At 33.5% G+C, this 16,531-nt stretch carries 18 protein-coding genes; 14 read left to right on the forward strand and 4 right to left on the reverse strand.

Features of this window, described 5'->3' with window-relative positions; genetic code table 11:
- Positions 1-20 precede the first annotated feature (20 nt).
- From Q0876_RS09810 to Q0876_RS09820, 3 genes are all read left to right on the forward strand, one after another.
- Complete coding sequence (locus Q0876_RS09810) at positions 21-584, forward strand: RNA polymerase sigma factor (protein WP_299227007.1); 564 nt, start codon at positions 21-23, stop codon at positions 582-584.
- Positions 571-1,350 (forward strand): hypothetical protein, encoded by a 780-nt coding sequence (locus Q0876_RS09815; protein WP_299227010.1) that lies wholly within the window; start codon positions 571-573, stop codon positions 1,348-1,350. Before Q0876_RS09810 ends, Q0876_RS09815 begins: the two co-directional genes overlap by 14 nt.
- Before the next feature lie 84 nt (positions 1,351-1,434).
- Positions 1,435-2,529 (forward strand): hypothetical protein, encoded by a 1,095-nt coding sequence (locus Q0876_RS09820; protein WP_299227013.1) that lies wholly within the window; start codon positions 1,435-1,437, stop codon positions 2,527-2,529.
- Positions 2,530-2,576: 47 nt separating this feature from the next.
- Here Q0876_RS09820 and Q0876_RS09825 read toward each other — a convergent pair whose 3' ends face one another.
- Together Q0876_RS09825 and Q0876_RS09830 are read right to left on the reverse strand one after the other, a co-directional pair.
- Positions 2,577-3,860 (reverse strand): aryl-sulfate sulfotransferase, encoded by a 1,284-nt coding sequence (locus tag Q0876_RS09825; RefSeq protein ID WP_299227016.1) that lies wholly within the window; start codon positions 3,858-3,860, stop codon positions 2,577-2,579.
- Positions 3,861-3,947: 87 nt separating this feature from the next.
- Positions 3,948-5,597 carry an HYR domain-containing protein gene (locus Q0876_RS09830; protein WP_299227019.1) on the reverse strand — a complete coding sequence of 550 codons (1,650 nt, stop codon included), beginning with the start codon at positions 5,595-5,597 and terminating at the stop codon, positions 3,948-3,950.
- A 115-nt stretch (positions 5,598-5,712) separates the two neighbouring features.
- Between Q0876_RS09830 and dnaG the strand changes: the two genes are divergently transcribed.
- Positions 5,713-7,680 (forward strand): DNA primase, encoded by a 1,968-nt coding sequence (dnaG, locus tag Q0876_RS09835; RefSeq protein WP_299227022.1) that lies wholly within the window; start codon positions 5,713-5,715, stop codon positions 7,678-7,680.
- Here dnaG and Q0876_RS09840 read toward each other — a convergent pair.
- Positions 7,677-8,306 (reverse strand): response regulator transcription factor, encoded by a 630-nt coding sequence (locus Q0876_RS09840; RefSeq protein ID WP_299227025.1) that lies wholly within the window; start codon positions 8,304-8,306, stop codon positions 7,677-7,679. The two genes, dnaG and Q0876_RS09840, sit on opposite strands and share 4 nt — an antisense overlap.
- A 137-nt stretch (positions 8,307-8,443) precedes the next feature.
- Positions 8,444-9,232 (reverse strand): NAD(+) synthase, encoded by a 789-nt coding sequence (gene nadE, locus Q0876_RS09845; protein WP_299227028.1) that lies wholly within the window; start codon positions 9,230-9,232, stop codon positions 8,444-8,446.
- A 105-nt stretch (positions 9,233-9,337) separates the two neighbouring features.
- Here nadE and gldB point away from each other — a divergent pair, with 105 nt between their 5' ends.
- The 10 genes from gldB (at position 9,338) to Q0876_RS09895 (ending at position 16,530) form a co-directional block, all read left to right on the forward strand.
- Positions 9,338-10,297 carry a gliding motility lipoprotein GldB gene (gene gldB, locus Q0876_RS09850; protein WP_299227031.1) on the forward strand — a complete coding sequence of 320 codons (960 nt, stop codon included), beginning with the start codon at positions 9,338-9,340 and terminating at the stop codon, positions 10,295-10,297.
- Positions 10,297-10,632 carry a gliding motility protein GldC gene (gene gldC, locus Q0876_RS09855; protein WP_299227033.1) on the forward strand — a complete coding sequence of 112 codons (336 nt, stop codon included), beginning with the start codon at positions 10,297-10,299 and terminating at the stop codon, positions 10,630-10,632. The genes gldB and gldC overlap by 1 nt, the downstream gene beginning before the upstream one ends.
- A 155-nt stretch (positions 10,633-10,787) precedes the next feature.
- Positions 10,788-11,402 (forward strand): DUF4230 domain-containing protein, encoded by a 615-nt coding sequence (locus tag Q0876_RS09860; RefSeq protein WP_299227035.1) that lies wholly within the window; start codon positions 10,788-10,790, stop codon positions 11,400-11,402.
- Entirely contained in the window at positions 11,403-11,972 is a 570-nt protein-coding gene (locus tag Q0876_RS09865; protein WP_299227037.1) for a TetR/AcrR family transcriptional regulator, read from the forward strand.
- Positions 11,973-12,041: 69 nt separating this feature from the next.
- Positions 12,042-13,115, forward strand: a complete 1,074-nt coding sequence (paaE, locus tag Q0876_RS09870) for a 1,2-phenylacetyl-CoA epoxidase subunit PaaE (protein ID WP_299227039.1) — start codon at positions 12,042-12,044, stop codon at positions 13,113-13,115.
- Positions 13,116-13,185: 70 nt separating this feature from the next.
- Positions 13,186-14,142, forward strand: coding sequence for a 1,2-phenylacetyl-CoA epoxidase subunit PaaA (gene paaA / locus Q0876_RS09875; RefSeq protein ID WP_299227042.1), 957 nt, complete (start codon positions 13,186-13,188; stop codon positions 14,140-14,142).
- Positions 14,143-14,152: 10 nt separating this feature from the next.
- Positions 14,153-14,440 carry a 1,2-phenylacetyl-CoA epoxidase subunit PaaB gene (paaB, locus tag Q0876_RS09880; protein WP_230937016.1) on the forward strand — a complete coding sequence of 96 codons (288 nt, stop codon included), beginning with the start codon at positions 14,153-14,155 and terminating at the stop codon, positions 14,438-14,440.
- Positions 14,440-15,192, forward strand: a complete 753-nt coding sequence (gene paaC / locus Q0876_RS09885; RefSeq protein ID WP_299227046.1) for a 1,2-phenylacetyl-CoA epoxidase subunit PaaC — start codon at positions 14,440-14,442, stop codon at positions 15,190-15,192. The genes paaB and paaC overlap by 1 nt, the downstream gene beginning before the upstream one ends.
- Positions 15,193-15,226: 34 nt before the next feature.
- Positions 15,227-15,727, forward strand: coding sequence for a 1,2-phenylacetyl-CoA epoxidase subunit PaaD (gene paaD / locus Q0876_RS09890; protein WP_299227049.1), 501 nt, complete (start codon positions 15,227-15,229; stop codon positions 15,725-15,727).
- Between the two features lie 17 nt (positions 15,728-15,744).
- On the forward strand, positions 15,745-16,530 hold the full coding sequence (locus Q0876_RS09895) for an enoyl-CoA hydratase-related protein (RefSeq protein ID WP_299227052.1): 786 nt from the start codon (positions 15,745-15,747) through the stop codon (positions 16,528-16,530).
- Position 16,531 lies beyond the last annotated feature (1 nt).

The following is a 16,531-nucleotide window of genomic DNA, read 5'->3' on the forward strand; positions in this document are numbered from 1 at the left end:
AAGACCTAAAAACAACTAATTTGAAAGTTATTCAGTTACATAATAATAACACTACACTTTTAAAAAAAGCTGCAAAAAATGATCGTGAAGCACAACACGAGTTGTTTAAAGTGCATGCACCGAAAATGTTAAGCGTTTGCAGATATTACATAAAAGATATTCAAAATGCAGAGTCAGTTATGCTTAACGCATTTTTTAAGGCTTTTGTTAATTTGAAGCGCTTTAAACATAAAGGAAGTTTTGAAGGTTGGCTTAGAAAAATAATGGTTAGAGAATCCATTACATTTTTAAGGCAGCAAAAGAAAGTAGAATTTTCAGTTGAAGATGTTGTCATACCTCAAAATCATTCTAACAATATTGATACAGAAATAGAAGTTGCTCAAATTCAGCAATTAATTGATGAGCTTCCAGAAGGTTATAGAATGGTTTTTGTAATGTATGCGATAGAAGGGTATAAGCATTTCGAAATAGCTAAGATGCTTGATATAACAGAAGGGACTTCAAAATCACAATTATTTAAGGCAAGACAGTTGCTTCAGAAAAAGATTAAAGAATTAAACACAACGAGTTATGGCACCAATTAAGTTTGAAGATAAATTAAAGGAGCGCCTTGAAAAGCGAAATTTGCAACCAACACCTACTGCTTGGGATCAATTGTCTAATCGTTTAGATACGCATGAGCGAAGCAGTAATAAAATGTATTTTTGGTGGTTAGGCATTGCTGCAAGTTTTATTGGAATACTTTTTATATCAATTCAGTTCTTCGGAAACTCTGATATTGAAAAAGATTCACAACATATTGTAAATACTGAACTTTATAATGAAACATCAAATGAGATTATCACTGAATCTAATGTTAAGGAAACCATAGAAGAATCTAATAGCAATGAGATGAATTCACATAAGCCTTTTAAAACAATAATTAAATCACCTACTACAGTTGCTGAACGTATCGAAAGTGTTGAAACAAAATCTAATCCTACTCACAATCAAAAGATCATTTTAAATCAAAATCAAGTCATTGCTAGCACAAATGAAATGGAGAAGGCTACTGCCATAACCTTATCGCCTGAAGACACTAAAGTCTTAGAGGTAGTCACACAAATCAACAAATTACAAGCTAACGGAAATGTAGTTACAGATGAAGAAATCGACATGCTCTTGAAACAAGCAGAGAAAGAAATTTTAAAACAACGTTTACATAACAAAGCCACAAGAACAGTTGACGCCAATGTACTGCTTCAAGACGTTGAAGCCGATTTGGATCAATCATTTAGAACAAAGGTATTTGAAGCTCTAAAAGCGAGTTATGGAACAGTAAAAACTGCAGTTGCTGAACGCAATAACTAAAGCGTTTTTATAGAGGTTTCATTTACAAGAATTTCAATCAGAAAACGAAAGTTTAAACTCTAGAACAATTAAAAAACAAACATTATGAACACCATTACTAAACAAGTAGTGCTAATCTTCTTATGTCTTATAGCAAATACAATTAGCGCACAAGAACAACAACAAGATTCAATAATAACTGATAATCATACTTTTAAGAGAATGCAGATTTCAAAGTTAGAAAAGTTGAAAGATCAAATTCAAACCGAAGAACGCGAGTTTTTGAAATCTGAAGTTGAAGCTATAAATATTCGTTTAGAAAAAAAAGAGATCACACAATTTGAGGCAGATAAACTCAAGCAGGAAGCAGCTCAAAAACGTGCTGCAAATATTGAAGACCGTATCGCGATTATTGATACTAAAATTGCTTTAATTGAAAGAAATGAGTATAAGCAAGTTGATTTAGATGAAGGAACCGAAGAGTTAGCATTTAGTGTAGGAAAAGACGGTTTATATATTAATATCAGACCTGGTGAGAAGAAGAGAAAAACACCAAAATTTGACAAACGAACCACAACTGACTTAGTCTTCGCTATTGGTATTAATAATGCTTTTATTGATGGCGAATCTATAGGAGATTCTTATAGTGTCTTAGGTTCAGGTTTTGTAGAGTTGGGTTTGGCGTGGAAAACGAGAGTATTTCAAAATTCTAATGCGGTTCGTTTAAAATATGGATTTTCTTTTCAATGGAATAAGTTCTCACCTAAAGATGATAGGTATTTTGTTCAAGATGGTAATACCACAATGCTCGATCAATTTCCAAGTGATTTAAGAGAATCTGAATTTAGAGTTACAAATTTGGTTGTTCCTATTCACTTTGAGTTTGGACCATCAAAAAAGATTGAAAAGAAAACGTATTTTAGATATTCAACGCGTAAACAATTCAAAATTGGTATAGGAGGTTATGCAGGATTCAATATTGGTACTCAGCAAAAACTAAGATTCAAGGAAGATGGAGATCGTGTTAAACAAAAAATTAAACGTAATTACAATACATCAGATTTTGTATATGGACTAAGCACTTATATTGGTGTAGGAAACACAAGTTTATATTTTAAATATGATCTAAACACGGTGTTTAAGGATCAAGTTACAGATCAAAACAATGTTTCGTTAGGTTTAAGATTTGATTTTGATTAGCTTTTAAAAAACAGGCTTTAAAAATTTTGTTTTCAAGCCTGTTTTTTTTATTCTAAATTTAAATCTATAATTTCTTGGTCTTCTTGATCATAACCATAACACCTCCAAAATTTAGGGCCTAAACCATTATATTTCCATGCCACATTACCAGAGGGAGTAACTTCCCAAATACCATAGTCTCCTTCACTAATGATTGTGTTTCCGTTAGTAAGTCTATCTGCACCAGAGATTCTACCAAAGAATAAATCCTCATCAGTAAAGCTCCAAACTACTGATGGTTCAGTGTTTACATTTGGAATGAGTTCATAATTGGCTGGCATTTGTAGTTCGTAAACGGTAGATTGATTTATGTTATTTCCGTTCATGTAAACTAATACATTTCCTGCGCCTGGTTGGTCGCCTTCAAGAAGATTTGGAAAATGATTATTATAAAATAAACGTTCGCCTTCAGTATTGTGATATACTTCTGGATTACCAAATCGATACAATAAATCACCACCTTTATTATAATTACCTCCACTATGTGAGGCTGCTTCAGAAGTATTAGTGCTATGATCAATTACCCAGATTTCGTGATAGTAATTAACACTCAAAAAGATAATGTCATTTACTGGGTCATAGTCAATACCATTGGCATGCATTATATCGCCATTTTCTGCTAAATTATAATTAATGTCAATTAATTCAGGGTGTTCAGAGATAACGCCATAATTGTTAGCAGCAGGGAATTGATCTTGAATAATATGGTCAAAACTATGCCATTCCCATACGATTTGATTTGTTTGTGGATTTATTTCTAATAGTGCTTCAGGAAAAATATCAATATTGGTTGCTACGCCTTCTGCAAAAAGGTCAAAGGCACCAATACGTTCCCAAGCAATAAATAAAACATTACCATTGGGAAGCATTTCTACATCATGGTGAGCAATGTGGTTGCTCGTAGCATATACATATTCCCAATCGGTTGTGCCATCAGCATTAATGATCTTTAATAAACCTCCAAAACCACCAAAGCTTAGATCGGGGTTTTGTGATTTAAAAAGCCCAAGCAGTTTGCCATCTGGTAAAAGTTGAAGGTCATTACCAAGATTATCGTCAAAATTCCATTCTTTGACTTTCTGACCGGTTCTATCCAACAAATATGATGTAGTTGCACCATTCTCAACGGCTAAGATATAGCCATCATCAATAAGAGTTTCTTCATAGACTTCAACATTAATGGTAAGCTCAACATCTTGTTCTTCTTGAGTGTTTGTATCATCATCATTATTACAGCTGTAATAAATTAAAGTCATAGCAAAACATACGAGTAGGCGTATCAGAAGTTTCATAGTAACAATTTTGTAGATAAATTTAATTAAAAAAAGCAGTTTGATGAATTTCAAACTGCTTTTTTTAATTATGACTGTGTTAATAACTTACTTTATCACAAGCTTTTTTATTGCTGAGTTCCCATTTAAAGCATCAACTTTAATTAAATACATTCCAGATTGGAATTTAGAAGTGTTAATGGTCTTATTCTGCGAAGACTGATTAAAATATATTGTATTAACGACACGACCTTTAATATCGTAGATTGTTGCTATTTCAATATTGAGATTAGAGGTGTTTTTTATTGTTAAAATATTTTCGGCTGGATTTGGACTTAGAACGATCCCATTGTTCAAATCAAATTCATCCACACCTAAAGCTTCAGATACGATAACGTCAAACGAGCATGTAACAGCGTTTCCTGCTATGTCAGTAACTATAAAAGTATTGGTTGTTGTTCCTATAGGAAAATCGCTGCCACTTGCTAAACCTTCTGTTTGCTCTGGTTGATAATCTATTTCTAAAATGTACCTATAGCTACCAGTAGTTCCGAAAACATCATTCCAACCACCTGAAGATTGCATCACTGTGTAGTCTTCATTTCCCGCATTATTAGGTTCACCAGGATTCCAGTTAGTATAGGTAGATAGGTCACCACTTTGCCATACAAATGAGCCTTCGGTATTTGTATCGCTATAACCTATAACAACATCTCCTGTAGAGCCTATCATAGCTATAGCATTTAAGATGAATGTACCATCGGAAGCATTTCTAATTGTACCTACAAATCCATTTTGAGCAAGGGCATCTGTATAAGCATTTTGAGGAGTGAAAAAATTATCAGATAAATAATAGGCTCTATCTGCTATAGTGCCTAAAGGCGTAAAACTTGCTAAAGGATTAATGGTGGAGCAATTATCTGATCCGTTGACTGTATAATTTACAACAGCTGTAGTTTCACCAACATTGGTATCAACCATAATATTAGCTGGACAATCAATTACTGGATCTTCATTGTCAACTACTGTTACAGTAAAAGTGCAACTCACTGTATTTCCATCAGTATCTGTAATCGAATATATGTTTGTAGTTACACCTAACGGAAAATCACTACCCGATGCTAAACCATTCGTTAAAGTTGGCGTTAAAGCACCATCTTCATCATCATCTGCAGTAACACTAAATGTGGTACTTCCATTGCATTGTCCACTATCATTATTTATAGTAATGTCTCCAGGACAGTTTAAATTAGGAGCAGTTCCTATGATACCATAAAGTTGAACATCTGCAATTTGATTAATAGTACTTGAGCCGCAAAAACCTGTAAAATTTATTCTGTAAAATGAGTATGCAGTGGTGTTATTAAAAGAGAATGTTCTAGAAAAAAAACGATCTGTAACACATGGAATTGTTCCAGTAGTGATGCTTGTATAATCTGTTCCATTATTAGAACCAAAGATTTCATATGCTGTTGGATCTCTTTCAGGTGCATCATTTGCAGTTACAATCTCTATTGAGCTTGCTGTTTGCGCTACACCTAAGAGATCTACCTCAAAACCAATACCATCTAAGGCATTAAAATCTAAATATTTAGTTGCTGAGTTTTGATCGATAACATTCTGAACACCTTCTCCTCCTGGAGAATTAACAGAACCAAATACAGTTGCTGTATGAATTGTAGAATCAAAAATTGCTTGTGCAAAAGCTAAACTTAAGCTAAACAATAGAAATGCACTGGTTAGAATATTTTTTTTCATTATGGTTGGGTTGAAAGGTTGAGTTACTAAGATAATATTTTTTTAGTTGGTTTTGATTTATCTTACATTTACACTTTATAAAAATAATCAAGCTAAGCTATAGTTTAATCAAGAATTGATATCAAAGTCTACCATAGAACAAGTATTTGAAACTGCTCGAGTTGAGGAGGTGATTGGAGACTTTGTGCAATTGAAAAAAGCAGGAAGTAATTTTAAAGGATTGAGTCCGTTTAGTGATGAGCGTTCACCAAGTTTTATGGTTTCACCAGTAAAACAAATTTGGAAGGATTTTTCCAGTGGAAAAGGAGGTAATGCAGTTACATTTTTAATGGAACATGAGCATTTTACTTACCCTGAAGCTATAAAATATTTGGCCAAGAAATACAATATTGAAATTGAGGAAACTGAACAAACCAATGCGCAAAAAGCAGAAGCAAATGAGCGTGAGAGTTTATATTTGGTTAATGAGTTTGCAAATACATATTTTCAAAAAATCTTATTTAAAACAGATCAAGGTCAGGCCATAGGATTGAGTTATTTTAAAGAACGTGGGTTTACAAATGAAACGATAAAAACGTTCAATTTAGGATATTCACTTGATGATTGGCAGGCTTTTACAGATGAGGCTTTAAAGAATGGTTTTCAACTAGAGTTTTTAGAAAAAACAGGATTGACCATAGTTAAATCTGATAAAAAGTTTGACCGTTTCAAAGGTCGAGTCATGTTTCCAATTCATAGTATGAGTGGTCGTGTTTTAGGGTTTGGAGGTCGAATTTTAAAAACAGATAAAAAAGCAGCAAAGTATCTTAATTCTCCTGAAAGTGAAGTTTATCATAAAAGTAAAATTCTTTATGGAATATATCATGCTAAACAAAGTATAGCAAAAGAAGATAACTGCTATTTGGTTGAGGGTTATACCGATGTAATTCAGTTTAATCAAACAGGTGTAAAAAATGTAGTAGCGTCTTCTGGTACAGCTTTAACTCCAGAGCAGATAAGACTTGTCAATAGACTTACCAGAAATATAACTGTACTTTTTGATGGCGATGCTGCTGGTATACGTGCATCCATCCGTGGTATTGATTTGATTTTGGAGCAAGGGATGAATGTTAAAGTGTGCACGTTTCCTGAAGGTGAAGATCCTGATAGCTTTGCTAAGCAAAATACACTTGAGGAGCTCACAGCCTATCTTGATCAAAATGCTAAAGATTTTATTCAATTTAAAGCATCATTGCTTATTAAAGAATCGAATAACGATCCAATAAAAAAAGCAGAAACCATAAGAGACATTGTTAATAGTATCTCTAAGATTCCTGATCAAATTAAAAAAGAAATATACATCCAAGAATGTTCTCGTATTATGGATATTAGCGAAGATGTATTGTTTAGTACATTAGCGCAAATCAATAAAAAGGAAAGCCAAGAAGCAAGTAAAACATACAAGTCGCAACAAAAGGCTTTTAATGTTATTAAAAAAGATCAGCCAACTAGAAAAATAGATCTGCAATACGAGTTAGAAAGAAAGATTATCGAAATTTTATTGCTTTATGGGAATAAAACTGAAGATTTTGAAGATTTGGTGCTTAAAGAAGGAGAAGATGGCGATTTACAATTAGAACCTGTTGTTCATAATGCTAAAGTTTTTGAAAAGGTATATTTAGATTTGCAAGAAGATGAGATGCAATTTACTAATGAAACCTTTAAAACACTATATTATACAATTATTGATACACTCAATCAAGAACCAGAATTCTCAACACGTAATTTTGTGAATAAGCTAGATCAAGACTTAGCAGCAGAGGTCACGACGATCTTAATGGATGACGAACGTTATAACTTACACGATTGGGAACGAAATCATATTATTCCAAAAGAAAAGAACCATAGTATAGCACAATTGGTTAATCAAACCATATTGACGTTGCGTTGCTTTTTAATAGATAAAAAAGTATCTGAATATCAAAATGAAACCCTTAACAATACGTCAAATACCAAAAGTGTTTTAGAAGATGTTAAGGATTATTTAGGTCTTAAAATGTTGTTGTCAAGAAAACTTGGAAAAGTCATTGGCGGCAAAATTTAAGTGAGTTCCATTTGTTTTCCTTGGTTAACGAGATCGATCAAATTGGTTACGTTCAATTTTTTAAACAATCGTGCTTTGTAGGTACTTACCGTTTTTTCATTAATATCTAATTCTAAAGCTATTTCCTTATTCTTTTTACCAGAAGATAACAATTTTAAAACTTCAACTTCACGAGTGGATAAGCGTTTATAAATCCTGCCTCTTGATTTTTTTGTGTCATCATATTTAAAATGTTTCAACATTTTCTCACTTAAATAGATGTCTCCTTTATTGGCAATAATGATAGCTTTTTCAATAACTTCAATAGATTCCGTTTTTGACACATAACCTGAAGCTCCAGCTTTTATGGTGCTAATTGCATAAATTTCTTCAGGATGGTAGCTAAACATAATGATTTTGATATTATTATGTTCTTTCTTAATGGCGCGCAAAGCAGTGATGCCATTAAGCTCAGGGAGGTCGATTTCTGATATAATAACATCTACGGGATGACGTCTTACGAATTCAAAAATTTCAACTCCACTTCCCACAAATCCTATCACTTGAATGTTTTGATGGTTTTCAAACAATAGGCGAAAGCCAGTAGTTACGATTGGGTGGTTGTCAACAACTAATACCTTAATCATAATACATAATTTTATTGGTTAGTTAGTATAGAGTGCCAGAACTTATAATAAGATAAATTCAATAATGTGGAGATCTGAAGATCAAAATTAATAAAAAAATCAACAATATCGTTGATTTTAAAATATAAATTCAATGATTATTTTAATTCTTTAGGAATTTCGCAAATTGGTATTGGATTCATTTTATGTTGATTAGACGAGTTATATCTCATGAATATTTCAAATACTTCTCGTTGTCTTCCTTCAAAATCACCTATAGTTTTCCCACTATCTTTTTGTGCCATAGCCCATTCTAATTCTGGATATGAAGCGCCAATTTGATCTTCATCACTTCTTGCATCACCAAATAATCCATCACTAGGAGCAGCATTCATTATAGAGTCAGGGACGTTTAAGAACTCTCCTATTGCGTAGACTTCAGATTTTAATAAGTCAGCAATCGGGCTTAGATCTACACCTCCATCTCCATATTTTGTATAAAAACCAACACCAAAATCTTCTACTTTATTACCTGTGCCAGCAACCAATAATCCTAATAGACCTGCATGATAATACAATGTTGTCATACGAAGTCGAGCTCTAGTATTGGCAAGCGCCATATCTACAATTGTTTGTTTACCGTCAAGCGATACTTCAGTTTTAAACTCTTCAAAAACAGGTGTAAGGTCTACTCTAGTGTCTTTAACATTTGAAAAACGCTCTTTTAATTGAGAAATGTGTTCTTGCGCTCTACTAACATGACTTTCGGCTTGATGAATTGGCATTTCAATACAAAGTAAATCTAATCCGGTTTTTGCACATAGTGTTGAAGTAACTGCAGAATCAATACCACCAGAAATACCAATAACAAACCCATTTACTTTAGCATTTGTGGCATAATCTTTAAGCCAATTTACAATGTAATCAACAACTTTTTCTGTTTGCATTTTAATGAGTTTTTTATCTAATAATAGTACCTTTGCGTAACAAAAATAACGTAATAGCGTTAGTAATAAAAATTTACTAAGATTAAGTTTTTGTAAACATAACCTATGAAACAAATAGTTGTATTTAGTATAATCATACTAACTTTTTTAAGTTGTAAAAGCGATAATGCTATTGAAGCAGAAATTTTAAAAATTGAGTCTAATTTTGTTGTGGAACGCTTTGATAAGGTTTTTGCTAGCGCAAAACCAGAATCGTTAACTCAATTAAAGAAAACCTTTCCGTTTTTATTTTCAAAACGTATTCCAGATTCGTTATGGATCGAGCGAATGACAGATTCTTTTCAAGTAGCCTTAAACGATGCTATAATTAAAGAATTAGGTGATTTCAATACGCCAACACAAGATATCAAACGTTTATTTCAACATTTAAGATATTATGATCAAACGTTTACAGAACCTAGAGTTATTACCTTGACCAATTTTGTAGATTACAGAAATAAAATTGTAGTTACAGATAGTTTAGTTTTGATAGCAATCGATAATTACTTAGGAAGTGAACATGAATTTTACTCCGGAATCGCTAGGTACATTACTAAAAACATGAAGCCTTCTCAGATTGTCGTTGATCTAGCTAAAGCTTATGGTGAAAAACAAATTTTTCAGTCAGAAAAGAAAACACTTCTTGATGATATGATCTATTTTGGAAAACAGCTTTATTTCAAAGACAAAGTCATTCCATTTAAAACAGATGCCGAAAAAATAGGATATATACAAGATGAACTTGAATTTGCACAAGTTAATGAAGAGATGATCTGGACTCAATTTGTTCAAAATGAAATGCTTTATAGTACAGACAGTAGTTTACCTGCTCGATTTATTGCAGATGCGCCATTTTCTAAATTCTATCTCGAGTTAGATAATCAAACACCAGGACGACTAGGTCAATATATAGGTTGGCAAATCGTAAGAGCTTACATGAAGAACAATGACGTGTCTTTGCAAAATATGATGCAAAAAGATGCTATAGAAATATTTAATAAATCAAATTATAAACCACCAAAATAATGGCAAAAAACCATACCTCAAAAATAGAACTCACTGTTGAACTTGACGAAAATAGAGTTCCAGAAAAACTTCAATGGACTGCTGAAGATGGAGGAATCACTGATGCTGAAGCTAAAGCAATGATGCTTGCCGTTTGGGATAGTAAAGCTCAAGAAACATTAAGAATTGATCTCTGGACCAAAGATATGCCAGTTGATGAAATGAAGTTGTTTTTTCACCAAACTCTGGTAGAGATGAGTAAAACCTTTCATAGAGCAACGCAAGATGAAAAGATGTCTGCAACAATGATGGACTTTTGTGATTATTTTGCTGAAAAGCTTGAGTTGAAAAAATAGTCATAAACTCAATTTAGTAATGGTTCAATAACTTTAGCGTTACTTTAGCATGGGTTTTTAAAACTAGATTTGTAGTGCTATTAATCAATACAATTAAGCATTAGTTAGACTTCTTATGTCGGAGGAAACTAATGTTTTTTTATGTACATTAGCGTATGCGAAAAATTCTATTTGGTGTAGTTATTACGCTAGTTGTTTTGTTTACGTTTAAATATTGTAATGACAAAAGTGAAGATCGAATCACGCTTGAAGAAAATTCTGCACTTATTCAAGAGCAAATTAGTAATGTTGGTAAACTAGTCGTGACCGAGGGTCATTTTAGTGAGGTTTTTAGCTATAAAAATTCAAAGGCAGTTTTTGGAGATTTGATTGAAGTAGAGAAGAAAGCTCTCGTAGTTGTTAATGCAAATGTAACTATAGGTTATGATTTAAGAAAAATTGAATTTAAAATAGATTACACAAACAAAACATTACAAATAGTAAATATTCCAGAAGAAGAAATAACAATCAATCCCGATTTTGAATATTACGATATTCAAGCCGATTTTTTGAATCCATTCGAAGCAAAAGATTACAACAGTATAAAAGAAACCGTAAAGGCGTCACTTATGAAAAAGATCGAGGCTTCAGAATTAAAATCAAATGCAAAGAACAGATTGATTAGTGAGCTTTCTAAATTTTATATTTTAACAAATTCTTTAGGTTGGACACTTCAATATAATCAACAACCAATTATAGATACTGAAACATTGCAAAGTATCAAGTTTTAGATGACACAAGAAACACGAAAGAACGAAATCATAAACACAGCCGCAAAGCTTTTTAAAGAAAAGGGTTATAGTGCAGTAACAATGAGAGATTTGGCCACTGCAATGGGAATAAAAGCAGCAAGTCTCTACAACCACATTACTTCAAAACAAGACATTCTCAAAGCTATAATTATTACCATTGCTGAAGAATTCACAGCAGGAATGCATGCTATCATGAATTCTGATGCCTCTAATATTGAAAAACTCAAAAAAATTGTCGCATTGCATATAAATATAACGTCAAACAACACCAATGGAATGGCTTCTTTAAATAACGATTGGATGCACCTTGAAGATCAATTAGACTACTATTTGCAGCTTAGAAACGAATATGAAACTAATTTTCTAAGTATCATTCAACGAGGTATTTCATCTTTAGAGATCAAAGCCAACAATCCAGAAATTATTATGTTTTCTATGCTTACAACATTACGGTCACTATATCTATGGATTCCTAAAAAAGAAGATCTTAGTGCAAACGATTTAGCTCATAGTCTAAGTGAAGTTCTAATAGAAGGAATTAACATCTGATTAAGAATAATATTTTGTATCTTTGTTCAACAAACTAACAAACGTTAGTTTGTTAGTTAAAGGTTACTTATGGCAGAATTTCACAATTTAAGAGTAGCAGATATCTATAAAGAAACAGAGGATACATCTGTGGTGACTTTTGAAGTTTCTCAAGAATTACAGGAGCAATTCCAATTTAGACAAGGGCAACACTTAACCTTAAAAGCTGACATTAATGGTGACGATGTACGTCGTTCTTATTCATTATGCTCAAGTCCAGATGAGAACCAATGGAAAGTGGCTGTAAAGTTGATTCCTGGTGGTAAATTCTCAACTTATGTAAATGAAACCTTGAAGTCTGGAGATTTGTTAGAAGTTATGGCACCTAGTGGAACCTTTGGAGTTTCAGTACAGCCAGAAAAAGCTAAAAATTACTTGTTCTTTGCGGCCGGAAGCGGAATTACTCCTGTGTTATCAATGATAAAAACACATCTCTCTGAAGAACCTAATTCCACTTGTAAACTATTTTACGTCAATAAAACAGCAAAATCCATTATCTTTAAGGAAGAATTAGAACAACTCAGAAACACCTATTTCGGACGTCTAGAGATTTACTATTTTTTGACCAAAGAGCGAAGAGATATCGAATTATTTAATGGTCGTTTCGATGACGAAAAAATGCAAGTGTTGACTAAGACATTTATTGACATTCCTGATACAAGTGAAGTGTTCCTTTGTGGTCCAGAACAAATGGTGAATTATGTAAGCAATTATCTAATTAATGCAGGATTGCCAAAAGATTTAGTTCATTTTGAGCTCTTTGTCACAGGATTGTCCGAAGAAGATATTAAAAGAGCAGAACGTTTAGCTAAGCAAAATGTTGAGGGAACAGAAGTTGTAATAGTAGATGGAGGGAAAGAATTTCTATTTACCATGACAAAAGAATACGATAATATCTTAGATGCAGCACTAGGCGCAGGAGCCGATTTGCCATTTGCATGTAAAGGCGGTGTTTGTAGCACCTGTAAATGTCAAGTAAAAGAAGGTAAGGTAGAGATGAAAATCAATTATGCACTCGAAGATAAAGAAGTGTTACAAAATTACGTGTTGAGCTGTCAAGCTGTACCAACATCAGAAAAAGTAGTGGTAGATTTTGATGTATAATTGTTATGCAATAACATCAAACCAAACATATATTGAAAAAGAAGAATTGAGTCACTAAAAACAAAAAGTTATGAGTGAAGAACAGATTAAAAATCTTGAAAAACAATTTGAAGAACGCATCGCAAGAGACGAGAAAATTGAACCTAAAGATTGGATGCCAGAAAAGTATCGTCAAACGCATATCAGGCAAATGTCGCAACATGCGCACTCTGAAATAATTGGTATGCTGCCTGAAGGCAATTGGATTACAAGAGCACCTTCATTAAGACGTAAAGTTGCTTTATTAGCCAAAGTGCAAGACGAAGCTGGTCATGGTTTGTATTTATATTCAGCAACCGAAACCTTAGGTATTTCAAGAGAAGAGTTGTATGAACAATTGCATACAGGAAAAGCTAAGTACTCAAGTATTTTTAATTATCCAACACTAACTTGGGCAGATATGGGAGCTATAGGTTGGCTGGTTGATGGTGCAGCTATCATTAACCAAGTGCCTTTGTGTAACACCTCTTATGGTCCATATTCGAGAGCTATGATTCGAGTATGCAAGGAAGAGAGCTTCCATCAACGTCAAGGTTATGAAATCATGATGAAATTAGCTAACGGAACACCTGAACAAAAAGAAATGGCTCAAGATGCGTTGAATCGTTGGTGGTGGCCTAGCTTAATGATGTTAGGGCCAACAGATGACAAGTCGGTTCATACAGCACAATCTATGAAGTGGAAATTGAAACGTAAAACTAATGACGAACTACGTCAGCAGTTTATTGACCAAACAGTGCCTCAAGCAGATTTGATAGGTTTAACAATTCCAGATCCAGACCTCAAATGGAACGAAGAGCGTCAAAGTTATGATTTTGGAGAAATCAATTGGGATGAATTTTGGCAAGTTGTTAAAGGGCATGGTCCAATGAATAAAGAACGAATGAGAGCTCGAATTAATGCATGGGAATGCGGTGAGTGGGTCAGAGATGCAGCAATGGCTCACGCAGAAAAGAAACAACAAAGAAAACAAAAACAAGCAGTTTAAAACTATAATTATGTCAACAAAAAATTGGCCTCTTTGGGAAATCTTCGTAAGAAGTAAAAACGGATTAGAGCACAGGCATTTTGGAAGTCTTCATGCTGCAGATGCTGAGATGGCTCTTGAGAATGCACGAGATGTTTACACAAGACGAAATGAAGGTGTTAGTATTTGGGTAGTAGAATCAAAACACATTACTGCTTCCAATCCTGAAAATAATGGTGAACTATTTGAACCTGCTCAAGACAAGGTCTATCGTCATCCAACATTTTATGATTTACCAGATGAAGTAAAACACATGTGATGAAAGAAAACTTATATAATTACATACTTGGTATTGCCGATAATAGTCTCATTTTAGGTCAGCGTATGGGAGAACTATGTGGTCATGGACCAAGTTTAGAAACAGATATTGCTTGTACAAATATTTCCTTAGATTTATTTGGCCAAGTTCGTAGTTATTTTCAATACGCTGCAAAGGTTTCTGGTGACGGAAGAACAGAAGATGATATAGCCATGCTTCGTAAAGAACGTGACTATAAAAATGTATTACTTGTTGAACAACCTAACACAAATTTCGCATACACTATTGCTCGCCAGTTTCTATTTGATGCTTATCATTTGGCATTCCTTTCAGAATTACAAAAAAGTACTGATTTAACCTTATCTGCAATAGCAAACAAATGTATTAAGGAGGTAAGTTATCATGAACGTTTTTCTTCAGATTGGGTAAAACGTCTTGGTGATGGTACAGAAGAGAGTTGTGTCAAAATGCAAGAAGCTATTGACGATCTATGGACCTATACAGATGAATTATTTCATCAAACAGAAGCTGATAAAGCAATGGTAGCTGAAGGTGTGGGTGTTGACGTTACAAAACTAAAAGAAGATTACTATAAAAGAGTACATAGACTTTTAGAAGAAGCAACGCTTAAAGTTCCGCAACTGAAATGGTTTCAAAAAGGAGGTAAAGAAGGAATCCATACTGAACATTTAGGATATTTACTAAGTGATTTGCAATATATGCAGCGAGCTTATCCAAATATGGAATGGTAATATTGTATTGCTATAAGAATGATAGTTCAAAATTATGACAACTACACAACAACGTATTGACCATATTTTAATTCCAATTTTGGAACAGGTTTCAGACCCTGAAATTCCAGTCTTGTCAATTATGGATATGGGAGTTGTGCGTTCAGCAGTAGTTATAGATGGTGTTGCAAAAGTTGAGATTACGCCTACTTATAGTGGTTGTCCTGCAATGGATGTTATCGGAGATGACATCAAAAAAGCATTAAGTGATGCTGGCTACCAATCTGAAATAGATTTAATCTTATATCCTGCTTGGACTACCGATTGGATTACTCCCAGAGGAAGAGAAGCGTTAGAAAACTATGGAATAGCCCCACCCTTAGAAGCCGAAGCAGATAAAGATGTTTTATTACATGGAAAACGTATTGTCAAGTGTACCAATTGTGGTTCACAAAATACACGATTAGTGAGTCAATTTGGTTCTACGGCATGCAAGGCACAATTTCAGTGTGAAGATTGTCAAGAACCGTTTGATTATTTTAAATGTCTTAAGTAGACAATAAGAACATAGGTATGAGTAACAATTCAATTCTTTTAAAAATTGAAAAAAAAGTAGCGTACATTACGCTCAACAGACCAGAAGTATTCAATAGTTTCAACCGTGAAATGGCACTGAACCTACAAAATGTTATGGACGATTGTGAAGCCAGTGATGAAGTTAGAGCTATTGTACTTACAGGTAATGGAAAAGCATTTTGTGCTGGTCAAGATCTAAAAGAAGTAACAGATACAGAATTAAATCCAGGGTTTAAAAAAATACTTGAAGAGCATTACAATCCTATCATTACAAGAATACGATCAATTAAAAAACCAATTATAGCTGCAGTAAATGGTGTAGCTGCTGGAGCAGGAGCAAATATTGCTTTAGCTTGTGATATAGTTGTAGCACATGAAAACGTAAGCTTTATTCAAGCATTTAGCTTAATTGGCTTAGTTCCTGATAGTGCTGGAACCTTTTTTTTGCCACGATTGATTGGATTCCAAAAAGCATCGGCTTTAGCCATGTTAGGAGATAAAGTGTCTGCTACTGAAGCCGAACAATTGGGTATGATTTATAAGCTCATTCCTTTAGAAATTTTTGATCAGGAAGTGAACAAACTAGCTTTCAAACTAGCAAATATGCCAACTAAAGCTTTAGGTTTTATCAAACAACTGTTCAATCAATCAATGACCAATACCTTAGATGAGCAATTGGCCTTAGAGTCTAAATTACAAATTGAAGCTGCGCAGAGTGAAGATTATGCTGAAGGTGTAGCTGCATTTATTGAAAAGCGTAGACCAGAATTCAAAGGGAAGTGAT

This window comes from uncultured Psychroserpens sp. (genome assembly GCF_947503375.1).
Lineage (GTDB): Bacteria > Bacteroidota > Bacteroidia > Flavobacteriales > Flavobacteriaceae > Psychroserpens.